Source organism: Rahnella sp. CFA14(1/10) (genome assembly GCF_004195095.1).
Taxonomy (GTDB): Bacteria; Pseudomonadota; Gammaproteobacteria; order Enterobacterales; family Enterobacteriaceae; genus Rahnella; species Rahnella perminowiae.
The window spans coordinates 125,096-146,485 of record NZ_SEWS01000006.1 but is presented as its reverse complement, the minus strand read 5'-3'; the positions used below and the strand labels follow the sequence as shown (position 1 = coordinate 146,485).

Genomic DNA, 21,390 nt, shown 5'->3' with positions numbered 1-21,390 from the left:
TGATAGCCAGAACCTTTGAAAAAAGGCTCCGGCAATTTATGCAGGCTTTTACTCAGGCACAACCCAGTTAACTGTGGTGTGACCGGTACCGGAAGGCACCAGCACTTTGAGCAACCACGGCAGCACGTTGTTCATCTGCTGCTCGAGTTTCCACGGTGGGTTAATCACGATCATGCCGGAAGCGGTCATGCCGCGCTGATCGCTGTCCGGGCGCACGCCCAGCTCGATTTGCAGAATACGGCGGATGCCGGTCGCTTCGAGATCACGCAGCATTTTCTTGATTTGCTGACGCATCACCACCGGATACCACAGCGCGTAAGTGCCGGTGGCAAAACGCTTGTAGCCTTCCTGAATGCCTTTTACCACGTCCTGATAATCGGTTTTCATTTCATACGGCGGGTCCATCAGGATTAGCCCACGGCGTGAAGGCGGTGGCAACTGGGCTTTCAGTTGCTGATAACCGTCAGCGCGGGCAACGCGGGTGCGGTCATCTTTCTGAAACTCACTGCGCAACAGCGGGAAATCGCTCGGGTGCAGTTCAGTCAGATGCAGCTTGTCATCTTCGCGCAACAGCTGACGGGCAATCAGCGGCGAACCCGGGTAATAACGCAGGTTTTCATTGCGGTTGAAGTGATTGACGACCGACATATATGCCGCCAGTTCTTCAGGAATATCGTCCCGCTGCCAGATGCGCGCGATGCCTTCCAGATATTCGCCGGTGCGTTCGGCGTGCTCGCCGCTCAGCTGATAGCGCCCGGCACCCGCGTGGGTGTCGAGATAAAGGAAGGGTTTTTCTTTTTCTTTCAGAGATTCAATGATCAGGCTCTGAACGGTGTGTTTCAGTACGTCGGCATGGTTGCCTGCGTGAAAACTGTGGCGGTAACTCAACATGTGCGGCTTCTCCTGCGGCTTCGCGGCATTATCCATTAAAGACTATCCCGCCGCCACCCATTGATTTCACCGTAACTTGACCGCATGTTAGAAGTTACGTCATCTTTAAGACGACCCGAATTCACGGCGTGGTGCGCCACAGGCGCATCAGCCCCAAACGCTATTACGAAGGACTGGCCCTATGACTGAACAGCAAAATGCGTCGAATCCGCTCTTAACACCGTTCTCCCTGCCACCTTTCTCTGCGATCAAGCCCGAACATATTGTCCCTGCGATGAAATCCGCTATCGAAGAAAGCCGTCAGACAATTGAACGCGTTGTTGCGCAGGGCGCACCTTATACCTGGGAAAACCTGTGTCAGCCGCTGGCCGAAAGTGACGATCGCCTGAGCCGCATCTGGTCGCCGGTCGGGCATCTCAACGCCGTAAAAAACAGCCAGGAATTGCGTGAAGCTTACGAGCAATGTCTGCCAATTCTGTCGGAATTCAGCACCTGGACCGGGCAGCATGCCGGTTTGTATCAGGCGTATCGCGATTTAAAAGACAGCGAACATTTCAGCACACTGTCCGTGGCTCAGAAAAAAGCCATCGATAACGCGCTGCGTGATTTTGAGTTGTCCGGCATTGGCTTGCCGATGGACAAACAAAAGCGTTACGGCGAAATTTCCGCGCGCCTGTCTGAACTGGGTTCGACCTACAGTAACAATGTGCTCGATGCCACCATGGGCTGGAGCAAACTCATCACTGATGAGAATGACCTGAAAGGTCTGCCGGAAAGCGCACTGGCCGCTGCAAAAGCGTTGGCAGAATCTAAAGAGCAGGAAGGCTGGCTGTTAACACTGGATATCCCGAGCTATCTGCCGGTGATCACCTACGGCGAAAACCGTGAATTGCGTGAAGAGATGTACCGTGCGTTTGCCACCCGTGCCTCCGATCAGGGGCCGAATGCCGGTAAGTGGGACAACAGTGAGGTCATGGCCGAAGAGCTGGCGCTGCGTCACGAACTGGCCCAGTTGTTAGGTTTTGATTCGTTTGCGGATATGTCGCTTGCCACCAAAATGGCGGAAAGCCCGAAACAGGTGATCGATTTCCTGAGCGGTCTGGCAAAACGTGCGCGTCCGCAGGGCGAGCAGGAACTGGCGCAGTTGCGTGCTTTCGCCAAAGAACATTTCGGCGTGGATGAGATGGAAGCCTGGGATTTGCCGTTCTATGGCGAAAAACAGAAACAGCACCTGTTCTCCATTAACGACGAGCAGTTACGGCCTTACTTCCCTGAACAGCGTGCGCTGGAAGGGTTGTTCGAAGTGGTGAAACGTATTTACGGTATCACCGCCAAAGAGCGCAAAGATGTGGAAACCTGGCACAAAGATGTGCGTTTCTTCGATCTGTTCGATGAAACCGGCGACCTGCGCGGCAGCTTCTATCTCGATCTTTATGCCCGTGAACACAAGCGCGGTGGCGCATGGATGAACGACTGCGTGGGCAGTATGCGCAAAGCGGACGGCGAACTGCAAAAACCGGTCGCATACCTGACCTGTAACTTTAACGGTCCGGTGGGCAACAAACCGGCACTGTTTACGCACAACGAAGTCACCACGCTGTTCCATGAATTCGGTCACGGACTGCATCATATGCTGACCCGCATCGACACGCCGGGGGTTGCCGGTATTGCCGGTGTACCGTGGGATGCTGTCGAACTGCCAAGCCAGTTTATGGAAAACTGGTGCTGGGAGCCGGACGCTCTGGCGTTTATCTCCGGTCATTTTGAAACCGGCGAACCCCTGCCGAAAGAGATGCTGGATAAGATGCTGGCGGCGAAAAACTATCAGGCGGCGCTGTTTATCCTGCGTCAGCTGGAGTTCGGTCTGTTCGATTTCCGTATGCATGCAGAGTACGACCCGGCCAAAGGTGCGCAAATCCTGCAAACGCTGGCAGAAATCAAAAAACAGGTGGCCGTGGTACCGTCACCGTCGTGGGGACGTTTCCCGCACGCTTTCAGCCACATCTTTGCGGGCGGTTATGCGGCGGGTTATTACAGCTATCTGTGGGCGGAAGTGTTGTCTGCCGATGCCTATTCCCGCTTTGAAGAAGAAGGCATTTTCAACCGCGAAACCGGCCAGTCATTCCTGGATAACATTCTGTCGCGTGGCGGTTCCGAAGAGCCGATGGAGCTGTTCAAACGCTTCCGCGGGCGTGAGCCGCAGCTGGATGCTATGCTGCGCCACTACGGAATCAAAGGATAACCTCTGCCTGTGAGTGTGTGTTTACTGTGTGAAGAAGGCGCCGATGAAGGCGCCTTATCTGTTCTGGCGCAGCGCTGGGATCTGACGTCTGACCCGGATGCCGTAATGGCGCTGGTGCTGACGCCTGAACGTCTGGAATTACGCAAACGTGACGAGCCAAAACTCGGCGCGATTTATGTCGATTTTGTCGGCGGCACGATGGCGCATCGTCGCAAATTCGGCGGCGGACGCGGTGAGGCAGTAGCCAAAGCCGTCGGCATTAAAGGCAGCTATCTGCCGGATGTCGTTGACGCCACCGCAGGGCTGGGCCGTGATGCGTTTGTACTGGCGTCCCTGGGGTGTAAGGTGCGGATGCTGGAGCGCAATCCGGTAGTGGCGGCACTGCTCGATGACGGGCTGGCGCGCGGCTATCGCGATGCAGAAATCGGCCCGTGGCTGCGCGAGCGTATGACGTTGCTGCATGCCTCAAGCCTGACAGCGCTGGCTGCACTATCGCCAAAACCGGAAGTGGTGTATCTCGACCCGATGTATCCGCATAAACAGAAAAGTGCGCTGGTGAAGAAAGAGATGCGGGTATTTCAGGGATTAGTCGGCCCGGATGAAGATGCGGATGGCCTGCTGGAACCGGCACGCCGTTTAGCGACTAAACGTATTGTGGTCAAACGCCCGGACTACGCACCGCCGATGGCTGATATCGCCGCCCAGGCCGCTGTCGTGACCAAAAGTCACCGGTTTGATATCTATACGCCGTTGTAACCAAAGGCATCGCATGATTAATAAGAAACCAGAAAGCGCTGCACATACGTTCTGGTTTCTTATTTTCATGCCTGATTACGCAAATCTTCAATAAACTCAGTAACCGGCACCGTTTTTTCGCGATCCCGCTGTGTTTCGTCGATCTTATTTAATTGGTCAATCAGGATCTTTTTCATTTCTGCTTCTGCAAAACGCGTCAGTAAATCCCTTACCATCGGCTGGTATCCAATCTGGTGATGTGCCGCGATGGTTTTCAGGTTATTCAGCAGCGATTTTTGCAACCTTATTGAGATGGCCTGAAGCTCCATCATGTCATCAAATTCAGCGGCCAGAGAAGGGTTAACTGCCTCTGCATGCTCCTCCGATGCTCCGAGTTCGCGATTATCCCACATTTCTGCATTATCCTGAGCGTCATGGCGGGTCGTCATAATATCTTCCTCTAAATTGGGAGTGTTGCTGCCAGTTTTTCGCGGGTATCCTTCAGATAATGACCCCCGCGGTTAGCAAAGCATTCGAAGACCTCTTTCTCCACAACATTATATTTTACGAACAATTTCTCTTTCACTGCCGGTGAAAACTGGATTTTCATAATACATCCTGTATGAAAACATCTTCCGTATATACCCATACTGTTTTAATATTCTTCATAATTAACAGAGGGATGTGATTTATATATTGATAATCACCTATTCTGTATATACAGAATAATTCTTTGTTCAGGAATCGACCCGTATTCTCCAGGCAAAAAGACAAAAAAAGCCCGCAGGTGAAAACCAGCGGGCTTGTTTACAATATTAACAGCAACGCCTCTTACGCTTCTTCTTCCTCATCGCGCAATGGCACGATCAGCATGTCGATATGAACGGTGTTAATCAACTGGCGTGCTGAGGACATCAGCTTGCTCCAGAAATCCTGATGATGGCCGCACAGCACTAAGTCCACGCCATATTTGTTGATGGCATCTACCAGCACCTGCGCCAGATCACCGCTGCCGCTGAGGGTCTCCGAAATCGGATAGCCGGCATTTTGCGACAGTTCGTTCAACGCGTGATGGGTTTCTTCGGAAATACGTTTCTGCATGTCGCCCAGGTTAACGTCGATAAGACCCGTATACAGGTCTGAATAGTTCACATCAACGTGGATCAGGGACACTTTGGCGTTATATGGGCGCGCCATGGAAACGGCTTTCTCGACCAGAACTTTGCTCTCCGGCGACAGGTCCACAGCAATAAGTATGTGTTTGTAAGCCATAAGAAAACTCCTTCCATAAGTCGGTTAATAGCAATATCAGCATCATGCGGATGTCATGACGTCAGTATAGCGCCAAAATGGTTAAATAAATCAAGCATACAGATCCCATTTCCTTATCTGAGAATCCATAGATATAAATAATATGAACAGTTTCGGATTCGTTTCCTACACTCAATAATGCAGGCGTCTCCTGCTTTGGCAATCTTCTGTGGTACGAAAAGAGGGCGGGCGAAGGTAGCCCGGGGGTGTGAAATTGCGGAAAGGCAGGGCGAAACGCCGGGTGTATGCCAGCATGACGGGCGCATTGCGCGGTGTCAGTTCGCCTTGAGGGGGAATCATGATCAGTCCCGTTGCGCTGTTTTGGGCTTTATGTTTTGTATGTGTAGTGAATATGCTGCGCTATTACTCTTCTTTGCGCGCATTGCTGGTGGTTCTGCGGGGGTGCGATCCGCTGTTGTATCAGTACGTCGATGGCGGAGGGTTTTTTACGGCTCACGGTCAGCCTGGCAAGCAAATAAGGTTGGTACGCTATATTTATGCTCAGCGCTACGTTGAACATCACGATCCTGAGTTTATTCGCCGTTGTGAGCGGGTTCGCGGTCAGTTTATCCTGACTACGGCACTGGTCGGTTTAATATTAATCAGTATGTTAGCGATGCTGATCTGGTATTAGAAACTGAAAGAAACGTGAGGGAGGATGAGTGAATAAGGAAACAAAAAAGGCGACCTGCTGAGCAAGGTCGCCTTTTTACTGCCTGTCAGACAAGCATCAGATCAGCTTCAGGGCAATCCAGTACAGGACACCGGAAAGCACAATCGACACCGGCAGGGTTAATATCCACGCCATCGCGATGTTTTTCACGGTTTTCGACTGCACACCGCCGCCATCGACAATCATGGTGCCCGCGACGGCAGACGACAACACATGCGTGGTGGAAACTGGCATGCCGGTGTAGCTGGCTACGCCGATGGAAACTGCCGCAGTAAGCTGTGCTGACAGCCCCTGTGCGTAAGTCATGCCTTTCTTACCAATCTTCTCACCGATGGTGGTCGCAACACGTTTCCAGCCAATCATGGTACCCAGTGCCAGCGCCAGCGCTACCGCGATAATGATCCAGATAGGTGCATATTCGACGGTTTGCAGAATGTCGGTTTTCAGCTCGCCGAGGAAGCGTTTATCTGCGGCGGAAGTTTCCGGCAGCTTCGCCACTTTATCCGCAGTATCAGAAACACACATCAGCAGGCGACGCATATGGCTGCGTTCGTCCGGTGACAGGTCGCTATAAGATTGCAGATTAGTCAGCAGGCTTTGCGCACGACCAATGGCGTCAAGTGCGTGGCTGCTGTCGCAGTGGAACACTTTGGGCTCGTCAGTCGGTGCGATATTAACATCAGGTGCAGGCACTATCGGTGTCAGTGCTACCACATGCGGTACGGCATCAGCATGTTGCTGATAATACTGTCCGAGGTGGGTCACGGCGTCGCGGGTACGGGTAATGTCGTAACCGGTTGCACTCATGTTCAGCACAAAACCCGCCGGAGCCACACCAATCAGAACCAGCATGATCAGGCCAATACCTTTCTGACCATCATTAGCGCCATGAGAGAAACTCACGCCGATAGCCGACAGGATCAGGCCGATACGTGTCCAGAATGGCGGCTTTTTCTTGCCATCTTTCTTTTCCCGTTCAGCAGGGGTCAGGTGGATACGTGCATGTTTCTTGTTGCCACTCCAGTAACGGCGCAGCAGGAAAATCATGGTACCTGCCATAATCATCCCGACCAGCGGGGAGACGATCAGTGAGGCAAAAATACCGATCATTTTGGGGATGTTTAACGCATCGACCACAGAGGTGTGAGTCATTAATGCATTGGTCAGCCCTACGCCAATGATGGCGCCGATCAGGGTATGGGAACTGGACGCCGGCAGGCCGAAATACCAGGTGCCAAGGTTCCAGATGATCGCCGCCAGTAACATAGAAAACACCATGGCAAGGCCATGAGCAGAACCCACGTTGAGCAGCAAATCAGTTGGCAGTAAATGAACGATGGCATAAGCCACACTCAAACCACCGAGCAGGACGCCAAAGAAGTTAAATACCCCTGCCATCACGACCGCTAATTGCGAACGCATTGCCCGGGTATAGATGACGGTTGCCACTGCGTTGGCCGTATCATGGAAGCCGTTAATGGCTTCATAGAACAGAACAAACAGTAACGCGAGAATCAATAACGAACCGGTATGAATATCCAATCCGGCAAATAGATGCAGCATAATTGTTACGCCAGTTAGTGGTCATGAACGCCGCGCATTATCTGCGAGAACAGGGGGAGGGGAAAAGGAAAATATGACATTTTTTTGACTAAAAACAGTCCAATATCTACCCTGGATTTGGTTAAGTTTTTATTTATCAAAAAGTTATTCCTCCTTTGGTGATTGAAACATTTACTTACGACGTTCAGGAAACGGTCTGTTGGCTGGTTTAACAGGCGCCTGTCCCTTACAATCCGCGGCTCAACGCCCCGGTAAACAGGGCGAACCTTATGTAAAACGTAGTTGAATTTCCGTAAAAGAGAGGCCGAAAGTGGAACAGGTTGATGTGGTAGTCATTGGTGCAGGTGCGGCAGGCATGTTCTGCGCGGCGCAGGCCGGACAAGGTGGCTGCCGGGTTCTGCTGCTGGATAACGGCAAAAAAACCGGACGCAAAATTTTGATGTCAGGCGGCGGACGCTGCAATTTCACCAACCTTTATGCTGAACCCGCTGCCTATCTTTCCGAAAATCCGCATTTTTGTAAATCCGCGCTGGCGCGTTATACCCAGTGGGATTTCATCGATATGGTCAACCGTTACGGCATCGCCTGGCACGAGAAAACCCTCGGGCAGTTGTTCTGCGACGACTCGGCACAGCAAATCGTCAGCATGCTCGATAAAGAATGCGAGCTGGGCAATGTCGATGTACGCCTGCGCAGCGAGATTTCCGATGTGCAGAAAACCGAAAATGGCTTTGTCATCAAGGTGAATGGCTCAACTGTAAGCACTCACTCACTTGTTATTGCCAGCGGCGGGCTTTCCATGCCGGGGCTGGGCGCGACACCCTTCGGTTACCGTCTGGCGGAACAGTTTGGCCTGAAAGTGCTGCCGACCCGCGCCGGTCTGGTGCCGTTTACCCTGCACAAACCGCTGCTCGATCATTTGCAGACGCTTTCCGGCGTGTCAGTGCCTGCGGTTCTGACTGCGCAAGACGGCACGGTTTTCCGTGAAAGCATTCTTTTCACCCATCGTGGCATGTCCGGTCCGGCAGTTTTACAGCTTTCGAGCTACTGGCAGCCGGGTGAGTTTGTGAGCGTTAACTTACTTCCTGATGTGGATCTGGCGGCGTTTCTGAATACGCAGCGTCAGGAACACCCGAACCAGAGCCTGAAAAATACGCTGGCGATGCAACTGCCGAAACGTCTGGTGGAGTGCCTGCAAACGCTGGGTCAGTTGCCGGACGTCACGCTGAAACAGCTGAATGTGCCGCAGCAGGCGGAACTGGTTGAACAACTGCAAAACTGGCAGGTTCAGCCCAACGGCACCGAAGGTTACCGCACGGCAGAAGTGACGCTTGGCGGCGTCGATACCAAAGAGTTGTCGTCCAAAACCATGGCCGCCGCTAAGGTGCCGGGCTTGTATTTTATCGGTGAAGTGGTGGATGTCACCGGCTGGCTGGGTGGATATAACTTCCAGTGGGCGTGGAGTTCGGCGTGGGCCTGTGCGCAGGATCTGGTGGTGTTTTGCAATAATAAAAATGATGATCTGAATAAATAGTTGGTGATCTCACCTGCATTTGAGACATTAAAGTTCGTGATCCAGAGCACCACGACAAAAAATCTAATTGTGATGTCAAACAGGAAAATCTCCCCTCTCAAAAGCAGAAAAACACGACATAGGGTAGTGGTCGCCACTGACCGACAGACCCTATGTCGTGTTTAGCGAGCGGTTCACGCCGGTGGCATGAGGACGTTGGGTTGCATAAGCAGGCTAGCGGCTTGCCGCGTTTATCTGTCCAGATGTTTTAATGCCACCTGTGGGCGGTATTGTTTTTATTACGGGATAATCACAGCGGGTTTGTGAGGTTGGGCAGTCTACGCGTAAAACCCAATAATACGAACCACAAGAAACCCCGCCACCCTTTCTGAGGTAGCGGGGTCAGCTAAAACGTACTTTTAGGATACGGTCACTTTGAACTCATAGTCTCCTGTCGTGAACGGCAGCCTGACTGGCGTTTTGGAGTCCCCCGGTAACACCTTCTCAGGACAAAAAACCTTTCAAATTTTCCAGCATATTGGTCATCATGCCGAAGGCCATATTTACGCTGTGAATGCTGTAATACAGCGTAATATCATTGCGCATCAGGTAGGTTTCAAAACGCTTATCTGCCAGCACCGCCTGAACTTCCAGACTGCGATCGCGGAAATGTCGGCAGTTATTAATGTACAAATCCAGTGAACGGTATTCTCCCGTAGCAAGCTGATTCACCAGCACCGCCATCTGTTCGAAGCTCTCGATCAGCGCCCTGTGTTTTTCCAGATGGCCGGCATGCTCCTGAAGATTTTCCATAATGACGTTCTCCCGGTAACGAGACGACGGCAAAAGCCTGATCAGAAGCTTTGCCAGTCGGACTCATTTGTGGAGTGCGCACCCGGCTTTTCCGTGCGTGGAAGGGCGGCTAGTGCCCGCGCCGGTTTTGCCCGGGACTGATGCTGAGCCGTGGCGTCGCTGAGACGGAATTCGCCGACCAGTCTCGCCAGGCCGTCAGCCTGATCCTGCAACGAGCGCGAGGCTGAAGAGGCTTCCTCTACCAGCGCGGCGTTCTGCTGAGTCACGTCATCCATCTGATTGACCGCCTGATGTACCTGAGAAATCCCCTGACTCTGCTCTGTTGCCGCAGCGGCAATCTCGTTGACCAAATCAGTCACCTGACGGATGGCATTACCCATGGAGTTCATGTTCTCGCCGACATCGCCCGCCTGATGGGCACCGGCTTCGATCAGGCTGTAGGAAAGGTCGATCAGTTCTTTTATCTCACGCGCGGCGGTGGTCGAACGTTGAGAAAGATTTCTGACCTCTCCTGCAACAACAGCAAAGCCTTTACCGTGCTCACCGGCACGTGCCGCTTCCACGGCGGCATTTAACGCCAGAATATTGGTCTGGAAGGCGATGCCCTCGATAAGCGTGATGATCTCAGTGACTTTGCGTGAACTGCTGCGGATATCACCCATCGTACCCAGCATCGTCTCAAGTGATGATGCACTTTTCTCCGACAGTGCATTCATGTTACCCGCCAGCTGGCTGGCCTGACGCGTGTTGTCAGCCGTCTGGCGAACCGTCTCGCTCAGCTCGGTCATGCTGGCGGCCGTTTGTTCCAGAGAAGCTGCTTGCTGCTCGGTGCGCGAGGAGAGGTCTTCGTTACCGGCCGCGATTTGTGCCGAGGCGCTGCTGACGGACTGGGAAGCCGCGCTCACAGACAGCAGCGCTCCGGATACGCGTTGCATCAGGCTATTGAACGCGCGGGCCATATTGCCCACTTCATCATGACGGCTGTCATCGGCGCTTACGGTCAGATCCAGCCGCTCGCTGGCGACGGCCATAATCCCGCCGATGTCCAGCAGGCTTTTTCGTACCCGACGGATGGTGGCCAGTGCGAAGGATCCCAACAGCAGAATAATGATCGTCACGCTGCCGCCCATTCCCCACAATGTGGTGTTGAAAATGCTGTGGTTGATGGCCCGCAGCCCCTCACCGATGTTGATATTTAAGGTAAGCTGTTTGCGATAATCGGCGATGAGCTGACGGATAGCCCCGCCGATACTGTCGTCGCCCTCAATCATTGCCAGAGTGACATCGTCCTGATGCGCTCGTGAAGAGGTCAGAAAGGCGGGAAGTTTCTCTTCCACTTTACGAATATTGTCAAAAGCCACGTGTGTCAGCCTTTCATCTTCAGCATCTGAGATGTTGTGCTGCAGATAATAATCCGTCAGCGTTTTTAGCCCGGCAATCTGCTGCTGAATGCGGGTTTCTACTTCAGGCATTTTACCGTTATCGGTCTGGCTCTGATGTTTATAGAGGGTGAGAGAAAGCTTATTGCTTTGATCAATAAGATTATTGAGATCCTTAATTGAAGGGATCGTATTGACCTGAACATATTCAAACCGGTCCTGGAAACCCGAAATCAACATGATTGCGACGACGCCCATTGAGATAAGGGCCGCAGAAAGCAGCGAGAACGTCAGTAAAAGACGTTGTGTGATGTTCATATTTTCCCCTGATTTTAAAAGTCCCGCCTTCAGGAAAAAGACAGGATGTGAATCACGGTTATCGGCAAAAATTGCGTTAACGTTAATTAAACCGATCTAATTCAATAATTTACGTTAATAAAATGTTCATAAATAATGTTGCGAATGATTTTTTATGCATCTAAAGAGATTTTTCATTCTCATTGGATCGGTTTTTGAATCATTTCCGACGGATCAGGAAGGTTGTTAAAAAGAACATCAGGAACACGGCAATTTCTCATTGAAAAGCGCGAGGAAATAACACAGTCTGCGACCTGCCCACGCCCATCCGGCATGTCTCTTTCTCTGTCACAAGGTCACCTGATGTTTATTCATAATTGCCACCGTGCTATTTATCTTTATAAATCAATAAAATGAAAAGAATCACGGGACGATTTTCGGGCTTAAGTATCATGCTTCCACTGCTTCTGACAGCGTGCGGCACACTTTCCGATATGCAGGTTGAAGAAAATCCGCATGAAGTGAAGCAGCTGGCCTGTAGCCAAAATCTTGACGACATGGTGGATACCGTAGCCCGGCGGTACCTGCACAAAGAAAAATCCAGCGGCATGGCGATCGGGATCATCAGAAATAACGGCGCGGCCAGAACCTGGGGCTATGGTTATACCAACGCGGTGAACGGTTACAGGATTGATGGCGAAACCCTGTTTGCACTCGGTTCGGTCAGTAAAGGTGTGACGGGAGAAGTGGTGGCGGGGCTGGTCGATAAAGGACAGCTCAAGTGGGATGACAAACTGGTGGATCTCCTGCCAAAAAATACCCCGCTGAGCGAGGACGCCAAAAAAATCACCCTGTTGCAACTGGCGACGCACACTTCGGGTTTGCCCCGTCAGAACATGACCAAAGATATGCTGGAAAGTTTCCTTAAGTATTTATATACCGGCGACAATTTCTATCATGAGCTGGACAGCGATGCCGTGGTCGATGACCTGTCGTCTTTTAAAAGGCCGTTATTACGTCAGCCACAATATTCTAATTTAGGCTATGCACTGCTCGGTTATATTTTGAAATTAAAAACCGGTGAAGATATTCAGCAATTATCTTATACCTTTATTTTTGATTCCTTAAAAATGGGTAACACCAGTTTTTATGCCAGCCAGTTAAAAACCTATCCGTACCGCGCGATTGGTCATGCAGGGGATCAGCCTAAACTTATCCGCCGTGGCGACGTGGTGCCTGACTGGCATTTCTCGAACAATATGGTGGCGGCGGCCAGCCTTTACAGTAATGCTGATGATTTGCTGAAATATTTGCGGGCGCATATTGATGATTCACAATCTGCGGCTCTCAGTGCCGCTATTCAGACCACGGAAAAGATTTATTTCCAGAGAGAAATGGAAGCCGCTAACATCGCCTGGGTCACAGATTATAAAGATGGACAGATTATTACTTATCAGGTCGGCTATATCGGTGGGTATTCCAGTTATATTGGCTTCGATAAAAAGCATAAAAATGCGGTAGTGGTTCTACAAAATTCCTTCAACTGGAGCAATTATGTCGGCCATGATTTGTTACTGAAAATGGCAATGGCGGACGATTTCAAAGGCCGTTGCCGGTGATGGAAGAGACGTTGAAATAACAAAGAATCCCTTCCGTTTTTGCGCGCAAGGGTGAGTTTTCCCGCTTCTACAGTTTCAGTAAATCAATTATATGCAGCAGTCGTTCGTCATTTTTTGCCTTGCTATGAATATAGGCATAAACATCCATCGTATCTTTTTCCATCCAGGGTATAGCAACCGTTTGCAAATTAAAATAGTGCGGAATATGTTTCAGCAGGAACTCCGGGAAGAACATAACAAAGTCGCTTTTCTCTATGCAATGCAGCATATTAAGCAATGAATTTGAGCGGTAACGGATATTTCGCTGATGGAAATTTGCATATAATTTCTCCGGCAGATAGGCGTGTGTTTCAGCAGAACTGAGTACGGCATGCTCTTCTTTCATCCACTGTTCCAGGCTTAAATTTTCTTTAATCCGCGGATGTCCCTGACGGCATAAGCCAATAATTTTTGATTGTGCGATACGGGTAGAAATAAACGAGTGGTTATGCTTTATGGCCGAGCCAATATCAATATCCACCTCCCGTGAGACCAGTGCGGTGAGTCGTTGTTCTTCAAGCATGATCCGGTTATTAAACGTGAAATTAATACCTTCCCGCAATTTATTATTTTTTAGCAGTTTATCCATCAGGAAATATTCAACCATAGTATTAGTTCTGATGATAACATCAGCAACCTCAGGATAATTTTTGCCGCTTATCATCACAGAGTTCGCAATGTCTTCGTCAATTTTCTTGAAATTCGGATATAGCTGATTGGCAACGGGCGTCGCTTTAAGCCCTCTGGAGGATTTGATGAATAACGGATCGTTATAGTAATCACGCAATTTGTTTAATGCATAGGTCAGCGTTGGGGAAGAAAGCCCCAGTGCTTTCGCCGATTTACTCATGCTTTTGGTTTCATAAACCAGGACCAGAGTTTTGATCAAATTATAGTCAAATTTATTGCTCACAAGAGTATTATTATCCTTTTAATCAAATACATGATGTAGGTCACAAAATATTTCAAATCACGATTTTTAAAAATTTCTATTGTGTATGAACTCAGAGGGCGGCCTAATAATGGCATTCACTGAACAGAGCAGAAAAGGTTTTATGAAAGTCCTTACTGATAACGCCTCATTTGAAAAATGGTTTATAAAAGATTATTTAAATATTAATAACGATCCCCTGAATTCCTCTATCTTTACTGATGAGGAATTGGCATGTGTTCTTTCTGAAGCCGCGCCCAGATCATTTCCATGCCTGGTATTGGTTGACTCCCACAACGTTATTGGTGGTGCTGACCCGCTACGTTATATTTATAAACAAGAATTAAGGCTAATGCAAAAATTGCTCGAGGGGAATGGAGTTTCCTGCTAGAAAAACGTCTGCGTCATTGTAAAAAATAATTAAATATCCCCTGTGAATAAAAATTAATTATTTATTGATTCGATGGATGTATTAAACGGCAGGGGGTGTTGCACGAAAATGCCTCCCCGGTGCCGGGGAGGCATACGATACTGGCGGTTTTAAGCCGGCTTCCGAAAGGGGAATTACGCTTTCTGCATCTCCTGATGCACCGCAATATAACGCTCAAACTTCGCCGGTTTCGCAAAGTTCGGAGTCTTGTTTATACAGCGCCGGAATGCCGCCCCCGACTATTTAATGACTTCATTTTTTATTTTCTGAGCACTTTCCTGATCTCTGCGCCTCTGTGATCATAATATCGGCTCGGCCAGATTTGCGCAGGCACCAGGCCAAGTGCTTCTGCAATCAATAATTCGCCTTTCGGCCATGGGCGGGAAAGTGCGTTGGACAGTGTAGAGGAAGATAAACCTGCGGCGCGTGAAACGGCGGCAAGTGTGGTGCCTTTTTTACGTAGCCCGGCGATGATATCGGCGGAATGCCAATCTTCATATTGGTAGGTTTTCATTGCACACCTCCCCAAATGTGCGGGCTCGTTGAGCAATCGGGGAACGGTAGAAAGGTAGGATTATGAGAAACATGTTTCATGTTGCTTGTCCAAGTTAAGCAGTGATTACTACCCCTAAAAGAGCTGCAATACTCTTTTGGGTGGTAGCCCAGACGGAGATTGCAGTACCGGCTTGGACCCCGGTCTGACCGAAGTCAGCCCCGCCTGAGCCACCATAGAACATCAGATAATTTCCGACGGATGTGACAAGGCTGCAACAGAGGATAGCTATATATTATCGCACTGTTGTTTTCCAAGCCGGGCTGCAATTCCCGGACTGCGGATGTGCCGCAGCCCGGGAATAATACAGTAACGACTGATCGCCTGCCAAACATCAAATCAAGAAGTTGCGTGATGCCTTCCTATAAATTTTCATGCATTGCATGCGTTTCATTTATCTGATGCACCGCAATATAACGCTCAAACTTCGCCGGTTTTAGCTGGCTGAGATCCACCAGCACTAACCCGTCGATACAGTTATTGAATTCAGGATCGCTGCCGAAATCAATGAACTGCACGCCGCCGGTTTCGCAAAGTTCGGAATATTGTTTATACAACGCCGGAATGCTGCAGCCGAGATTTGCCAGCAGGCGTTTCAGGCGTTGCAAATCTTCCTGATAATCATCCCCGCAAAACTGGGCTAACACGTCGGGCAACGACGCCGGATAGGGGCGCCGGGATGTCGCCAGCGGTAAGGCCGGAGAGAAATACAGGCGGTAAAACGCGACCAGTAAATCACGGGCGGGCAGCGGCATCCCGCCGGAAATCGATACCGGTCCGAACAGATAGCGTGTCTGCGGATATTTCGCCAGATACGCCCCGATACCGAGCCACAGATAATCCAGCCCGCGTTTACCCCAGTAGGCGGGCTGAATAAAGCTGCGCCCGAGTTCGATACCCTGCGCCAGAATCGGGTCCATCTGATGGCCGTACTGAAACAGGCTCTGGCTGTAGATCCCGTTCAGTCCTTTGCTGGCGACTTGTTCTGCGGTCGGGATAAACCGGTATGCGCCGACAATTTCCAGCGCCTGCGGATCCCATAAAACCAGATGATAGTAATCGTCATCGTAGCCGTCGAGATCACGACGGCGTCCGCTGCCTTCGCCAACGGCGCGGAACGCAATTTCGCGTAAGCGCCCCAGCTCGCGCAAAATCGGCACAGTGTCTTCACCGTGGCGGCGATACAGGTAAATCATTTTGCCATCCGGCGTTTTGCCCAACACTTCGCTGGCTTCCAGGGCGTGTTTCAAGACTGCACGGTCTTCCGCGCGGGCAATCGACGTCTCGGTATGGAACAAACCCGGTTTGCCGGCGCCGAGGCGGTAAAGATGTTTACGAAAACGCGCCGCCAGATCGCCCGCCTGCATTTGTCCGTCGTGCCAGCTGGTATAAGGAATGCGCGCCCCGATTTTAAGCGTCAGGCTATTGCCACGCTGACCAAACATTTCATGCACCAGTAAAAGCGTACTGAACGGGCGGTAAATCATGGAGCTGATATAAAACAGCATGCTGTTACTGCCGCTGATATGCACCGGTACGACCGGCGCACGGGCTTTGGCGGCGAGGCGGATAAAACCGGTGTGCCATTTTCCGTCGCGCACACCTTTTGAACTCATGCGCGAGACTTCGCCCGCCGGGAAGACAATCAGCACGCCCTGATTTTCCAGATGTTCCTGCATCTGAGTGACCTGATTGCGTCGTGTGCGATTGCCCATATTATCCACCGGGATCATCAGGCTGCCGAGTGAGGACACCAGTGACAGCAACTGATTTGCCACCACTTTGACATCCGGACGCACCGACGCCACCGCATGCAATATCGCCAGTCCATCCAGCGTGCCAATCGGATGATTCGCCACGATAACCACCGGGCCGTAGCTCGGGATCTGCTCCCGGTCGCGCTCTGTCAGTTCACAGCGGATATTAAAATGCTCAAGCACCTGCTCGGCCATATCAATGCCTTTCAGGTGCGGATACTGATCGGCAAAACGGTGGAATTCTTTTTCGCGGAACAGGATTTTTAACAGACGGCGTTGCCAGGAAGGGGTTTTATGCTGCGGGTCGAGATCCTGAAACAGGGTATCCATGCTGAACATAGGATGTCCTCCGGTTGAAGTCTACCGACCATAATCAGCGCGCATGACAGTGATGTGTCACTTTGATGGCAGTACCGGGAAGCCTGAGTAAAACAGCGGTTCAATTTGTTGCGAAAGGACGCTATTACTAATAAAGTCAAATATTCCTTTACGGCTTCGTAACATGCCTGAACCCTCTTTTCGTGAGATGCAAATTTCCATGCCTGACGCTGCTTCGCCTGATTTAACGGCCACCCATCCGGCAAAGACCACGCTGCGAATTCTCTCCATTCTGGTATTTAATTTTGCCAATTATCTGACCATCGGCCTGCCGCTGGCGATCCTGCCGGGTTATGTGCACGAGCATCTCGGTTACAGCGCCTTCTGGGCGGGACTGGTGATCAGCCTGCAATATTTCGCGACGTTGCTGAGCCGTCCGTATGCCGGGCGTTATGCGGATAAAGTCGGGCCAAAAAGGGTGGTGATGTTCGGGCTGAGCGGCTGTCTGCTCAGCGGCGTGTGCTATCTGCTGGCGCTGGGATTTGACGCCGCGCCGGCGGTCAGTCTGGCGTTATTATGTCTCGGCCGCGTGATGTTGGGTGTCGGACAAAGTTTTGCCGGAACCGGTTCAACATTGTGGGGGATCAGCGTGGTCGGCTCCCTGCATATCGGCAAAGTGATTTCATGGAGCGGAGTGGTGACGTACGGCGCGATGGCGATTGGCGCCCCGCTTGGCGTACTGATTTTCAGTTTCGGCGGCCTGACACTGTTGTCGGTGTGCATCATGCTGGTGGCGCTGACGGCACTGGTCACCGCGTGGCACAAGCCGCCGGTGGTCGCGAAAGCCTCAACGCAAATCCCGTTCCGGCAGGTGCTGGGGAAAATATTGCCTTACGGCATGATGCTGGCGCTGGCCTCGACCGGGTTTGGCGTGATTGCCACCTTTATCACCCTGTTTTACGCCGCGAAAGGTTGGCCGGGCGCAGCGTTTTCCCTGACATTTTTCAGTGTGGCGTTTGTCGGTATGCGGCTGTTATTACCCAACAGTATCAACCGTTTTGGCGGATTACGCGTAGCGCTGGTGTGTTTTGTGGTGGAAATTATCGGGCTGATGATGGTGTTTCTCGCCCCGACAGCGTGGGCAGCGATGGCCGGTGCTTTCATTACCGGCGTAGGGTTTTCGCTGGTGTATCCGGCGCTGGGCGTGGTGGCAGTCAAAAAGTTGCCGCCGGAAAATCAGGGCAGCGCACTGGCGACTTATTCGGCATTTCTTGATTTATCACTGGGGATTACCGGCCCGCTGGCCGGAATGCTGATGGCACAGGCCGGGATTGATGCGATTTATCCTGGCTCGGCGTTACTGGTGCTGATGGCAATGGCGCTGGTAGTGCGGTTGCTGTTACGTCAGCCCGCACATGAAACCAGCGCCTCTGCCGGTTAAGCCGGTTGCGGGATGCGGCGGATGCGGCCCATGTGCAGCGTATCCACCAGCTCGCCGTCGCGCATTGCGTAGCTCGGGCTAAGGCCTTCAACGCTGAAACCGAACTTTTTATACAGCCCGATTGCGGCATCATTATCGGCATAAACCGTCAGCTCGACGCGGATCACGTGCAGCCATTTGTCACACAACTCAAGGGCGGCGGCAATCAGCTTGCTGCCGACGCCTCTTCCCTGAAATTGTGTATCCACACCAATGCCGAAAGTTGCCACATGGCGGCGGCGCCAGGGCTGCTCGACCATCAGGGTGAGGTTGCCCACCAGTTTGCCGTCGATGCACGCCACCAGCGCAAACCGACCCGGTGTGGCATTAGCAAGCCTGTCTGCCCATAGCGTGGCAGATGGATAAGGGAGTTGTAGCGTGTCGCTGTAAACAGGAACCTGAGCGTATAGGTGATGAAGCGCCTCTGCATCTGCGGCTTCAGCGTGACGAATGACTATTTCGCTCATGGCGACACTCCTCTTATGGTGGTTACCGTTTGAATATCCACCAGATTTATCAGGATTAGGAAAAGTGTCAATCGAATGTTGGATAAAAATAAAGCTTTACAAGTGCGAATGATAATGATTATTATTGCCACGCGTTCCGGGGATGGCCTCACACCAAGGTCAAACGGGTCCCCATGAATGCACGACATTGCTCACATTGCTTCCAGTATTACTTAGCCAGCCGGGTGCTGGCTTTTTTTTCTTCATATTTTGAGCTGTGGATGCGTTGGCTGCGTTCGCTCACCCCGGTCACATACTTGTGTATGCTCCCGGGGATTCGCTCGCTGGCCGCCTTTCCACAACTCAAACTATTTCGAAAAACCTTTCATATTTCTGGCGAGCCTGTTTCAGGCAAAAATCATATTCTGCTGCCATATTACCCGTTCTCCGGCGGGAGGCTGTGCAATGACAGCGCTGCCTGACAGGCGGTTGTTAAGAAACATCAGTGAACCGGCGGGCTGTGAGGTGAAAGCAGTGAAATCCAATGTAGCCTGCACCATCGTCGAGGAAAGAATATCAATTTGCTTCGCCCCAGTGCCGGAAAGGACGAAACCGGCCTGATTAAACTGTGATGCCTGAACCGACAGCGTGGAGGATTTCAGGGTGAGCGGTGCAAATTCTGTGGTGGCATTAAACGTACAGCGGACAAAATTCAGCGGCGCGGTGCTGTCAAAAGCCTGCCCGTTGATGTCGTTAAATACTGTATCGGTAAAGGTGAGGGCGGCGGTGACGTTGCTTTGTACTACCGGTGCGCCGTCCTCCGGCAGGGAAAACTGGCACTGACGGATGACATTCGGGCGCACAGCGCGTTGCGATGCCTGACTGATAATCAGCGTGCGGTCAGCGGTACAGCCGGTCATCTGCAAACCGTCGGCATTCACCCACAACATCCCGGACTGCGGGATAGTGTCGTTAGCCATCACCACAACATCTTCCAGCGTGAGTTCACTCACGCCGGTGCGTGCGACAAACCACGGGCAGACGTGTTTACGCACATTGATACGTTTGGCGCTGCCTCCCCAGGTCGCACCGGAATTGGCAAAAGTCATCAGGCCTGAGTTGCCGGTATAGGTGAGATCATGTTCGTACTGACCGTGGGTCACAAACGGCCCTTTTTCCGCGCTTTGTCCGCTTGCATGACAATTTTCGACCAGACAATACGCCGACGCAGTGAAATCATTTAAATGCCGCGCGTTAGCGACGCTGCAATCACTGACCTGGCCGTAAAGACAATAGATTTGCTGGGTCAGGTATCCGGCACCGCCAAAAGCTGTGTTCGGCGGATTGATGAGAGAACATTGCTTCGTAAGATAATGGGTATTCCAGCGGCGCATTACCACCGGCCAGAAGGAGCCCGTCGAATGGATACCTTCGACGTTGGCATACACCGCGTATTCAAACGCCACCGGATGGCTACCGGTGATCTGATCAGCACCCGCCCCAAAGAACTGTATATTTTTGACGGTGACGAATTTGACCGGTTCGACTTTCTGCCAGCTGATTATCCTGCCGGCCAGCAATTCCCAGCCGTTGTAATAATCAATCTGAATATGTGTGCTGTCAGGAATGGCGATAATTTCCACCAGCTTTTGCAGTTCCCGTTCTGCCGCGCCTTTCACCGCCGTCACCTGAACCGCATACCAGTCGCCCACCTGAAAAACTGACGAATCCGCTACCGGGAAAATATCTGTTTGCTCCTGTAACGTTTCCGTCTGCGTGAAGGTGACAGGCATGCCGGTCACCGTGCCCTGGAAAAACAGCACAGCAGCAAAGGGGTCATTGGCCGGTGCGCTGGCAATGCCTGTGGTGAAAATTCGGTTGTTCTGGAAATCCAGGGTGATGTCTGAACGTGAGAAGCGATGACGGCGCTGAAAGAGCAAATCTGAAAAAGCGAAGATCTGGCTGATGGCCGGGTCATTGACTAATGCATCCAGCGCATCGTCGGCGGGTTGATCAGCATTGAGAATACCGAAAGTGCGGAAATCGCCCACGCCCTGATGGATAAGCAGCCAGCGTCCAGTGTCCGAGTGGTCAGAACGGATGACGGTGCCGTTATTGGCGGGCAGAACGCAGTTTTTGTCCCAGTAATAATGGCCGCCACCGCCGTCACCGGCCTGAAAATAACCATTAACGAAGACATTATGATCTTGCCGTAATTTATAATCCTTCAGTGCCGATATACGATTTAACGTTTTCATGGGCGGATCCTTTTAAGGCTCAGGGTGAGCTTTTTACTTTGTTATATCTCCGTATTTTCAACCACAATATGTGGCCCTGTACGGCCTGGCACAACGGATGTGGTATTTATCATGATATTGTTCTGTCCGATAAAATAAGACG

The 21,390-nt window shown here is 51.4% G+C and carries 19 protein-coding genes; 7 read left to right on the top strand and 12 right to left on the bottom strand.

Translation table 11 applies throughout. The features are described from left to right. Positions 1-48: 48 nt before the first annotated feature. A complete protein-coding gene (locus EVX52_RS13625) occupies positions 49-891 on the bottom strand; it encodes a 23S rRNA (adenine(2030)-N(6))-methyltransferase RlmJ (RefSeq protein ID WP_013573521.1) in 843 nt (280 codons plus the stop codon). 181 nt (positions 892-1,072) lie between these two features. Between EVX52_RS13625 and prlC the strand changes: the two genes are divergently transcribed. Together prlC and rsmJ are read left to right on the top strand one after the other, a co-directional pair. Continuing rightward, positions 1,073-3,133, top strand: coding sequence for an oligopeptidase A (gene prlC, locus EVX52_RS13620; RefSeq protein WP_129953866.1), 2,061 nt, complete (start codon positions 1,073-1,075; stop codon positions 3,131-3,133). A gap of 9 nt (positions 3,134-3,142) precedes the next feature. Then, the gene (rsmJ, locus tag EVX52_RS13615; RefSeq protein ID WP_129953865.1) at positions 3,143-3,889 is read left to right on the top strand and encodes a 16S rRNA (guanine(1516)-N(2))-methyltransferase RsmJ; all 747 of its coding nucleotides are present in this window, start codon (positions 3,143-3,145) and stop codon (positions 3,887-3,889) included. Between the two features lie 65 nt (positions 3,890-3,954). Here rsmJ and EVX52_RS13610 read toward each other — a convergent pair whose 3' ends face one another. From EVX52_RS13610 to uspA, 3 genes are all read right to left on the bottom strand, one after another. Beyond that, the gene (locus EVX52_RS13610; RefSeq protein WP_129953864.1) at positions 3,955-4,317 is read right to left on the bottom strand and encodes a hypothetical protein; all 363 of its coding nucleotides are present in this window, start codon (positions 4,315-4,317) and stop codon (positions 3,955-3,957) included. Between the two features lie 11 nt (positions 4,318-4,328). Then, positions 4,329-4,478: a hypothetical protein gene (locus EVX52_RS25305; protein WP_165385182.1), complete on the bottom strand. Its 150-nt coding sequence runs from the start codon at positions 4,476-4,478 to the stop codon at positions 4,329-4,331. Between the two features lie 221 nt (positions 4,479-4,699). Next, on the bottom strand, positions 4,700-5,140 hold the full coding sequence (uspA, locus tag EVX52_RS13605; RefSeq protein ID WP_014333460.1) for a universal stress protein UspA: 441 nt from the start codon (positions 5,138-5,140) through the stop codon (positions 4,700-4,702). A 337-nt stretch (positions 5,141-5,477) separates the two neighbouring features. Between uspA and uspB the strand changes: the two genes are divergently transcribed. Further along, complete coding sequence (gene uspB / locus EVX52_RS13600; protein WP_129953863.1) at positions 5,478-5,813, top strand: universal stress protein UspB; 336 nt, start codon at positions 5,478-5,480, stop codon at positions 5,811-5,813. A gap of 96 nt (positions 5,814-5,909) precedes the next feature. Here uspB and pitA read toward each other — a convergent pair whose 3' ends face one another. After that, positions 5,910-7,415 (bottom strand): inorganic phosphate transporter PitA, encoded by a 1,506-nt coding sequence (pitA, locus tag EVX52_RS13595; RefSeq protein WP_129953862.1) that lies wholly within the window; start codon positions 7,413-7,415, stop codon positions 5,910-5,912. Positions 7,416-7,725: 310 nt separating this feature from the next. Here pitA and EVX52_RS13590 point away from each other — a divergent pair, with 310 nt between their 5' ends. Continuing rightward, the gene (locus tag EVX52_RS13590) at positions 7,726-8,949 is read left to right on the top strand and encodes an NAD(P)/FAD-dependent oxidoreductase (protein WP_129991485.1); all 1,224 of its coding nucleotides are present in this window, start codon (positions 7,726-7,728) and stop codon (positions 8,947-8,949) included. Between the two features lie 483 nt (positions 8,950-9,432). Here EVX52_RS13590 and EVX52_RS13585 read toward each other — a convergent pair whose 3' ends face one another. Further along, the gene (locus EVX52_RS13585; protein WP_129953860.1) at positions 9,433-9,741 is read right to left on the bottom strand and encodes a hypothetical protein; all 309 of its coding nucleotides are present in this window, start codon (positions 9,739-9,741) and stop codon (positions 9,433-9,435) included. A gap of 41 nt (positions 9,742-9,782) precedes the next feature. After that, positions 9,783-11,438, bottom strand: coding sequence for a methyl-accepting chemotaxis protein (locus EVX52_RS13580; protein WP_129953859.1), 1,656 nt, complete (start codon positions 11,436-11,438; stop codon positions 9,783-9,785). Between the two features lie 431 nt (positions 11,439-11,869). Here EVX52_RS13580 and EVX52_RS13570 point away from each other — a divergent pair, with 431 nt between their 5' ends. Next, positions 11,870-13,036: a beta-lactamase family protein gene (locus tag EVX52_RS13570; protein WP_240783470.1), complete on the top strand. Its 1,167-nt coding sequence runs from the start codon at positions 11,870-11,872 to the stop codon at positions 13,034-13,036. A gap of 67 nt (positions 13,037-13,103) precedes the next feature. Here EVX52_RS13570 and EVX52_RS13565 read toward each other — a convergent pair whose 3' ends face one another. Beyond that, positions 13,104-13,988 (bottom strand): LysR family transcriptional regulator, encoded by an 885-nt coding sequence (locus EVX52_RS13565; RefSeq protein ID WP_129991483.1) that lies wholly within the window; start codon positions 13,986-13,988, stop codon positions 13,104-13,106. Between the two features lie 109 nt (positions 13,989-14,097). Here EVX52_RS13565 and EVX52_RS13560 point away from each other — a divergent pair, with 109 nt between their 5' ends. Beyond that, positions 14,098-14,397, top strand: a complete 300-nt coding sequence (locus EVX52_RS13560; protein WP_129953856.1) for a hypothetical protein — start codon at positions 14,098-14,100, stop codon at positions 14,395-14,397. Between the two features lie 298 nt (positions 14,398-14,695). On the opposite strand, the gene EVX52_RS13555 is transcribed toward EVX52_RS13560, so the two are convergent. Continuing rightward, entirely contained in the window at positions 14,696-14,950 is a 255-nt protein-coding gene (locus tag EVX52_RS13555) for a helix-turn-helix transcriptional regulator (RefSeq protein WP_129953855.1), read from the bottom strand. Positions 14,951-15,351: 401 nt separating this feature from the next. After that, positions 15,352-17,085, bottom strand: a complete 1,734-nt coding sequence (locus tag EVX52_RS13550; RefSeq protein ID WP_129953854.1) for a lysophospholipid acyltransferase family protein — start codon at positions 17,083-17,085, stop codon at positions 15,352-15,354. Positions 17,086-17,284: 199 nt separating this feature from the next. Here EVX52_RS13550 and EVX52_RS13545 point away from each other — a divergent pair, with 199 nt between their 5' ends. Further along, positions 17,285-18,505 (top strand): MFS transporter, encoded by a 1,221-nt coding sequence (locus EVX52_RS13545; protein WP_129991569.1) that lies wholly within the window; start codon positions 17,285-17,287, stop codon positions 18,503-18,505. On the opposite strand, the gene EVX52_RS13540 is transcribed toward EVX52_RS13545, so the two are convergent. Together EVX52_RS13540 and EVX52_RS13535 are read right to left on the bottom strand one after the other, a co-directional pair. Beyond that, a complete protein-coding gene (locus EVX52_RS13540; RefSeq protein WP_129953853.1) occupies positions 18,502-19,011 on the bottom strand; it encodes a GNAT family N-acetyltransferase in 510 nt (169 codons plus the stop codon). The genes EVX52_RS13545 and EVX52_RS13540 overlap by 4 nt on opposite strands. Before the next feature lie 386 nt (positions 19,012-19,397). After that, the gene (locus EVX52_RS13535; protein ID WP_129991482.1) at positions 19,398-21,248 is read right to left on the bottom strand and encodes a hypothetical protein; all 1,851 of its coding nucleotides are present in this window, start codon (positions 21,246-21,248) and stop codon (positions 19,398-19,400) included. Between the last annotated feature and the right edge of the window lie 142 nt (positions 21,249-21,390).

Bases quoted from the DNA above. Each gene is read 5' to 3' on its own strand.
- EVX52_RS13570 (WP_240783470.1), top strand. From the start codon at position 11,870: ATGCTTCCACTGCTTCTGACAGCGTGCGGCACACTTTCCGATATGCAG.
- pitA (WP_129953862.1), bottom strand. From the start codon at position 7,415: ATGCTGCATCTATTTGCCGGATTGGATATTCATACCGGTTCGTTATTG.
- EVX52_RS13580 (WP_129953859.1), bottom strand. From the start codon at position 11,438: ATGAACATCACACAACGTCTTTTACTGACGTTCTCGCTGCTTTCTGCG.
- EVX52_RS13610 (WP_129953864.1), bottom strand. From the start codon at position 4,317: ATGACGACCCGCCATGACGCTCAGGATAATGCAGAAATGTGGGATAAT.
- EVX52_RS13545 (WP_129991569.1), top strand. From the start codon at position 17,285: ATGCCTGACGCTGCTTCGCCTGATTTAACGGCCACCCATCCGGCAAAG.
- EVX52_RS13625 (WP_013573521.1), bottom strand. From the start codon at position 891: ATGTTGAGTTACCGCCACAGTTTTCACGCAGGCAACCATGCCGACGTA.
- prlC (WP_129953866.1), top strand. From the start codon at position 1,073: ATGACTGAACAGCAAAATGCGTCGAATCCGCTCTTAACACCGTTCTCC.
- uspA (WP_014333460.1), bottom strand. From the start codon at position 5,140: ATGGCTTACAAACACATACTTATTGCTGTGGACCTGTCGCCGGAGAGC.
- EVX52_RS13540 (WP_129953853.1), bottom strand. From the start codon at position 19,011: ATGAGCGAAATAGTCATTCGTCACGCTGAAGCCGCAGATGCAGAGGCG.
- uspB (WP_129953863.1), top strand. From the start codon at position 5,478: ATGATCAGTCCCGTTGCGCTGTTTTGGGCTTTATGTTTTGTATGTGTA.
- EVX52_RS13535 (WP_129991482.1), bottom strand. From the start codon at position 21,248: ATGAAAACGTTAAATCGTATATCGGCACTGAAGGATTATAAATTACGG.
- EVX52_RS13555 (WP_129953855.1), bottom strand. From the start codon at position 14,950: ATGAAAACCTACCAATATGAAGATTGGCATTCCGCCGATATCATCGCC.
- EVX52_RS25305 (WP_165385182.1), bottom strand. From the start codon at position 4,478: ATGAAAATCCAGTTTTCACCGGCAGTGAAAGAGAAATTGTTCGTAAAA.
- EVX52_RS13550 (WP_129953854.1), bottom strand. From the start codon at position 17,085: ATGTTCAGCATGGATACCCTGTTTCAGGATCTCGACCCGCAGCATAAA.
- EVX52_RS13585 (WP_129953860.1), bottom strand. From the start codon at position 9,741: ATGGAAAATCTTCAGGAGCATGCCGGCCATCTGGAAAAACACAGGGCG.
- EVX52_RS13560 (WP_129953856.1), top strand. From the start codon at position 14,098: ATGGCATTCACTGAACAGAGCAGAAAAGGTTTTATGAAAGTCCTTACT.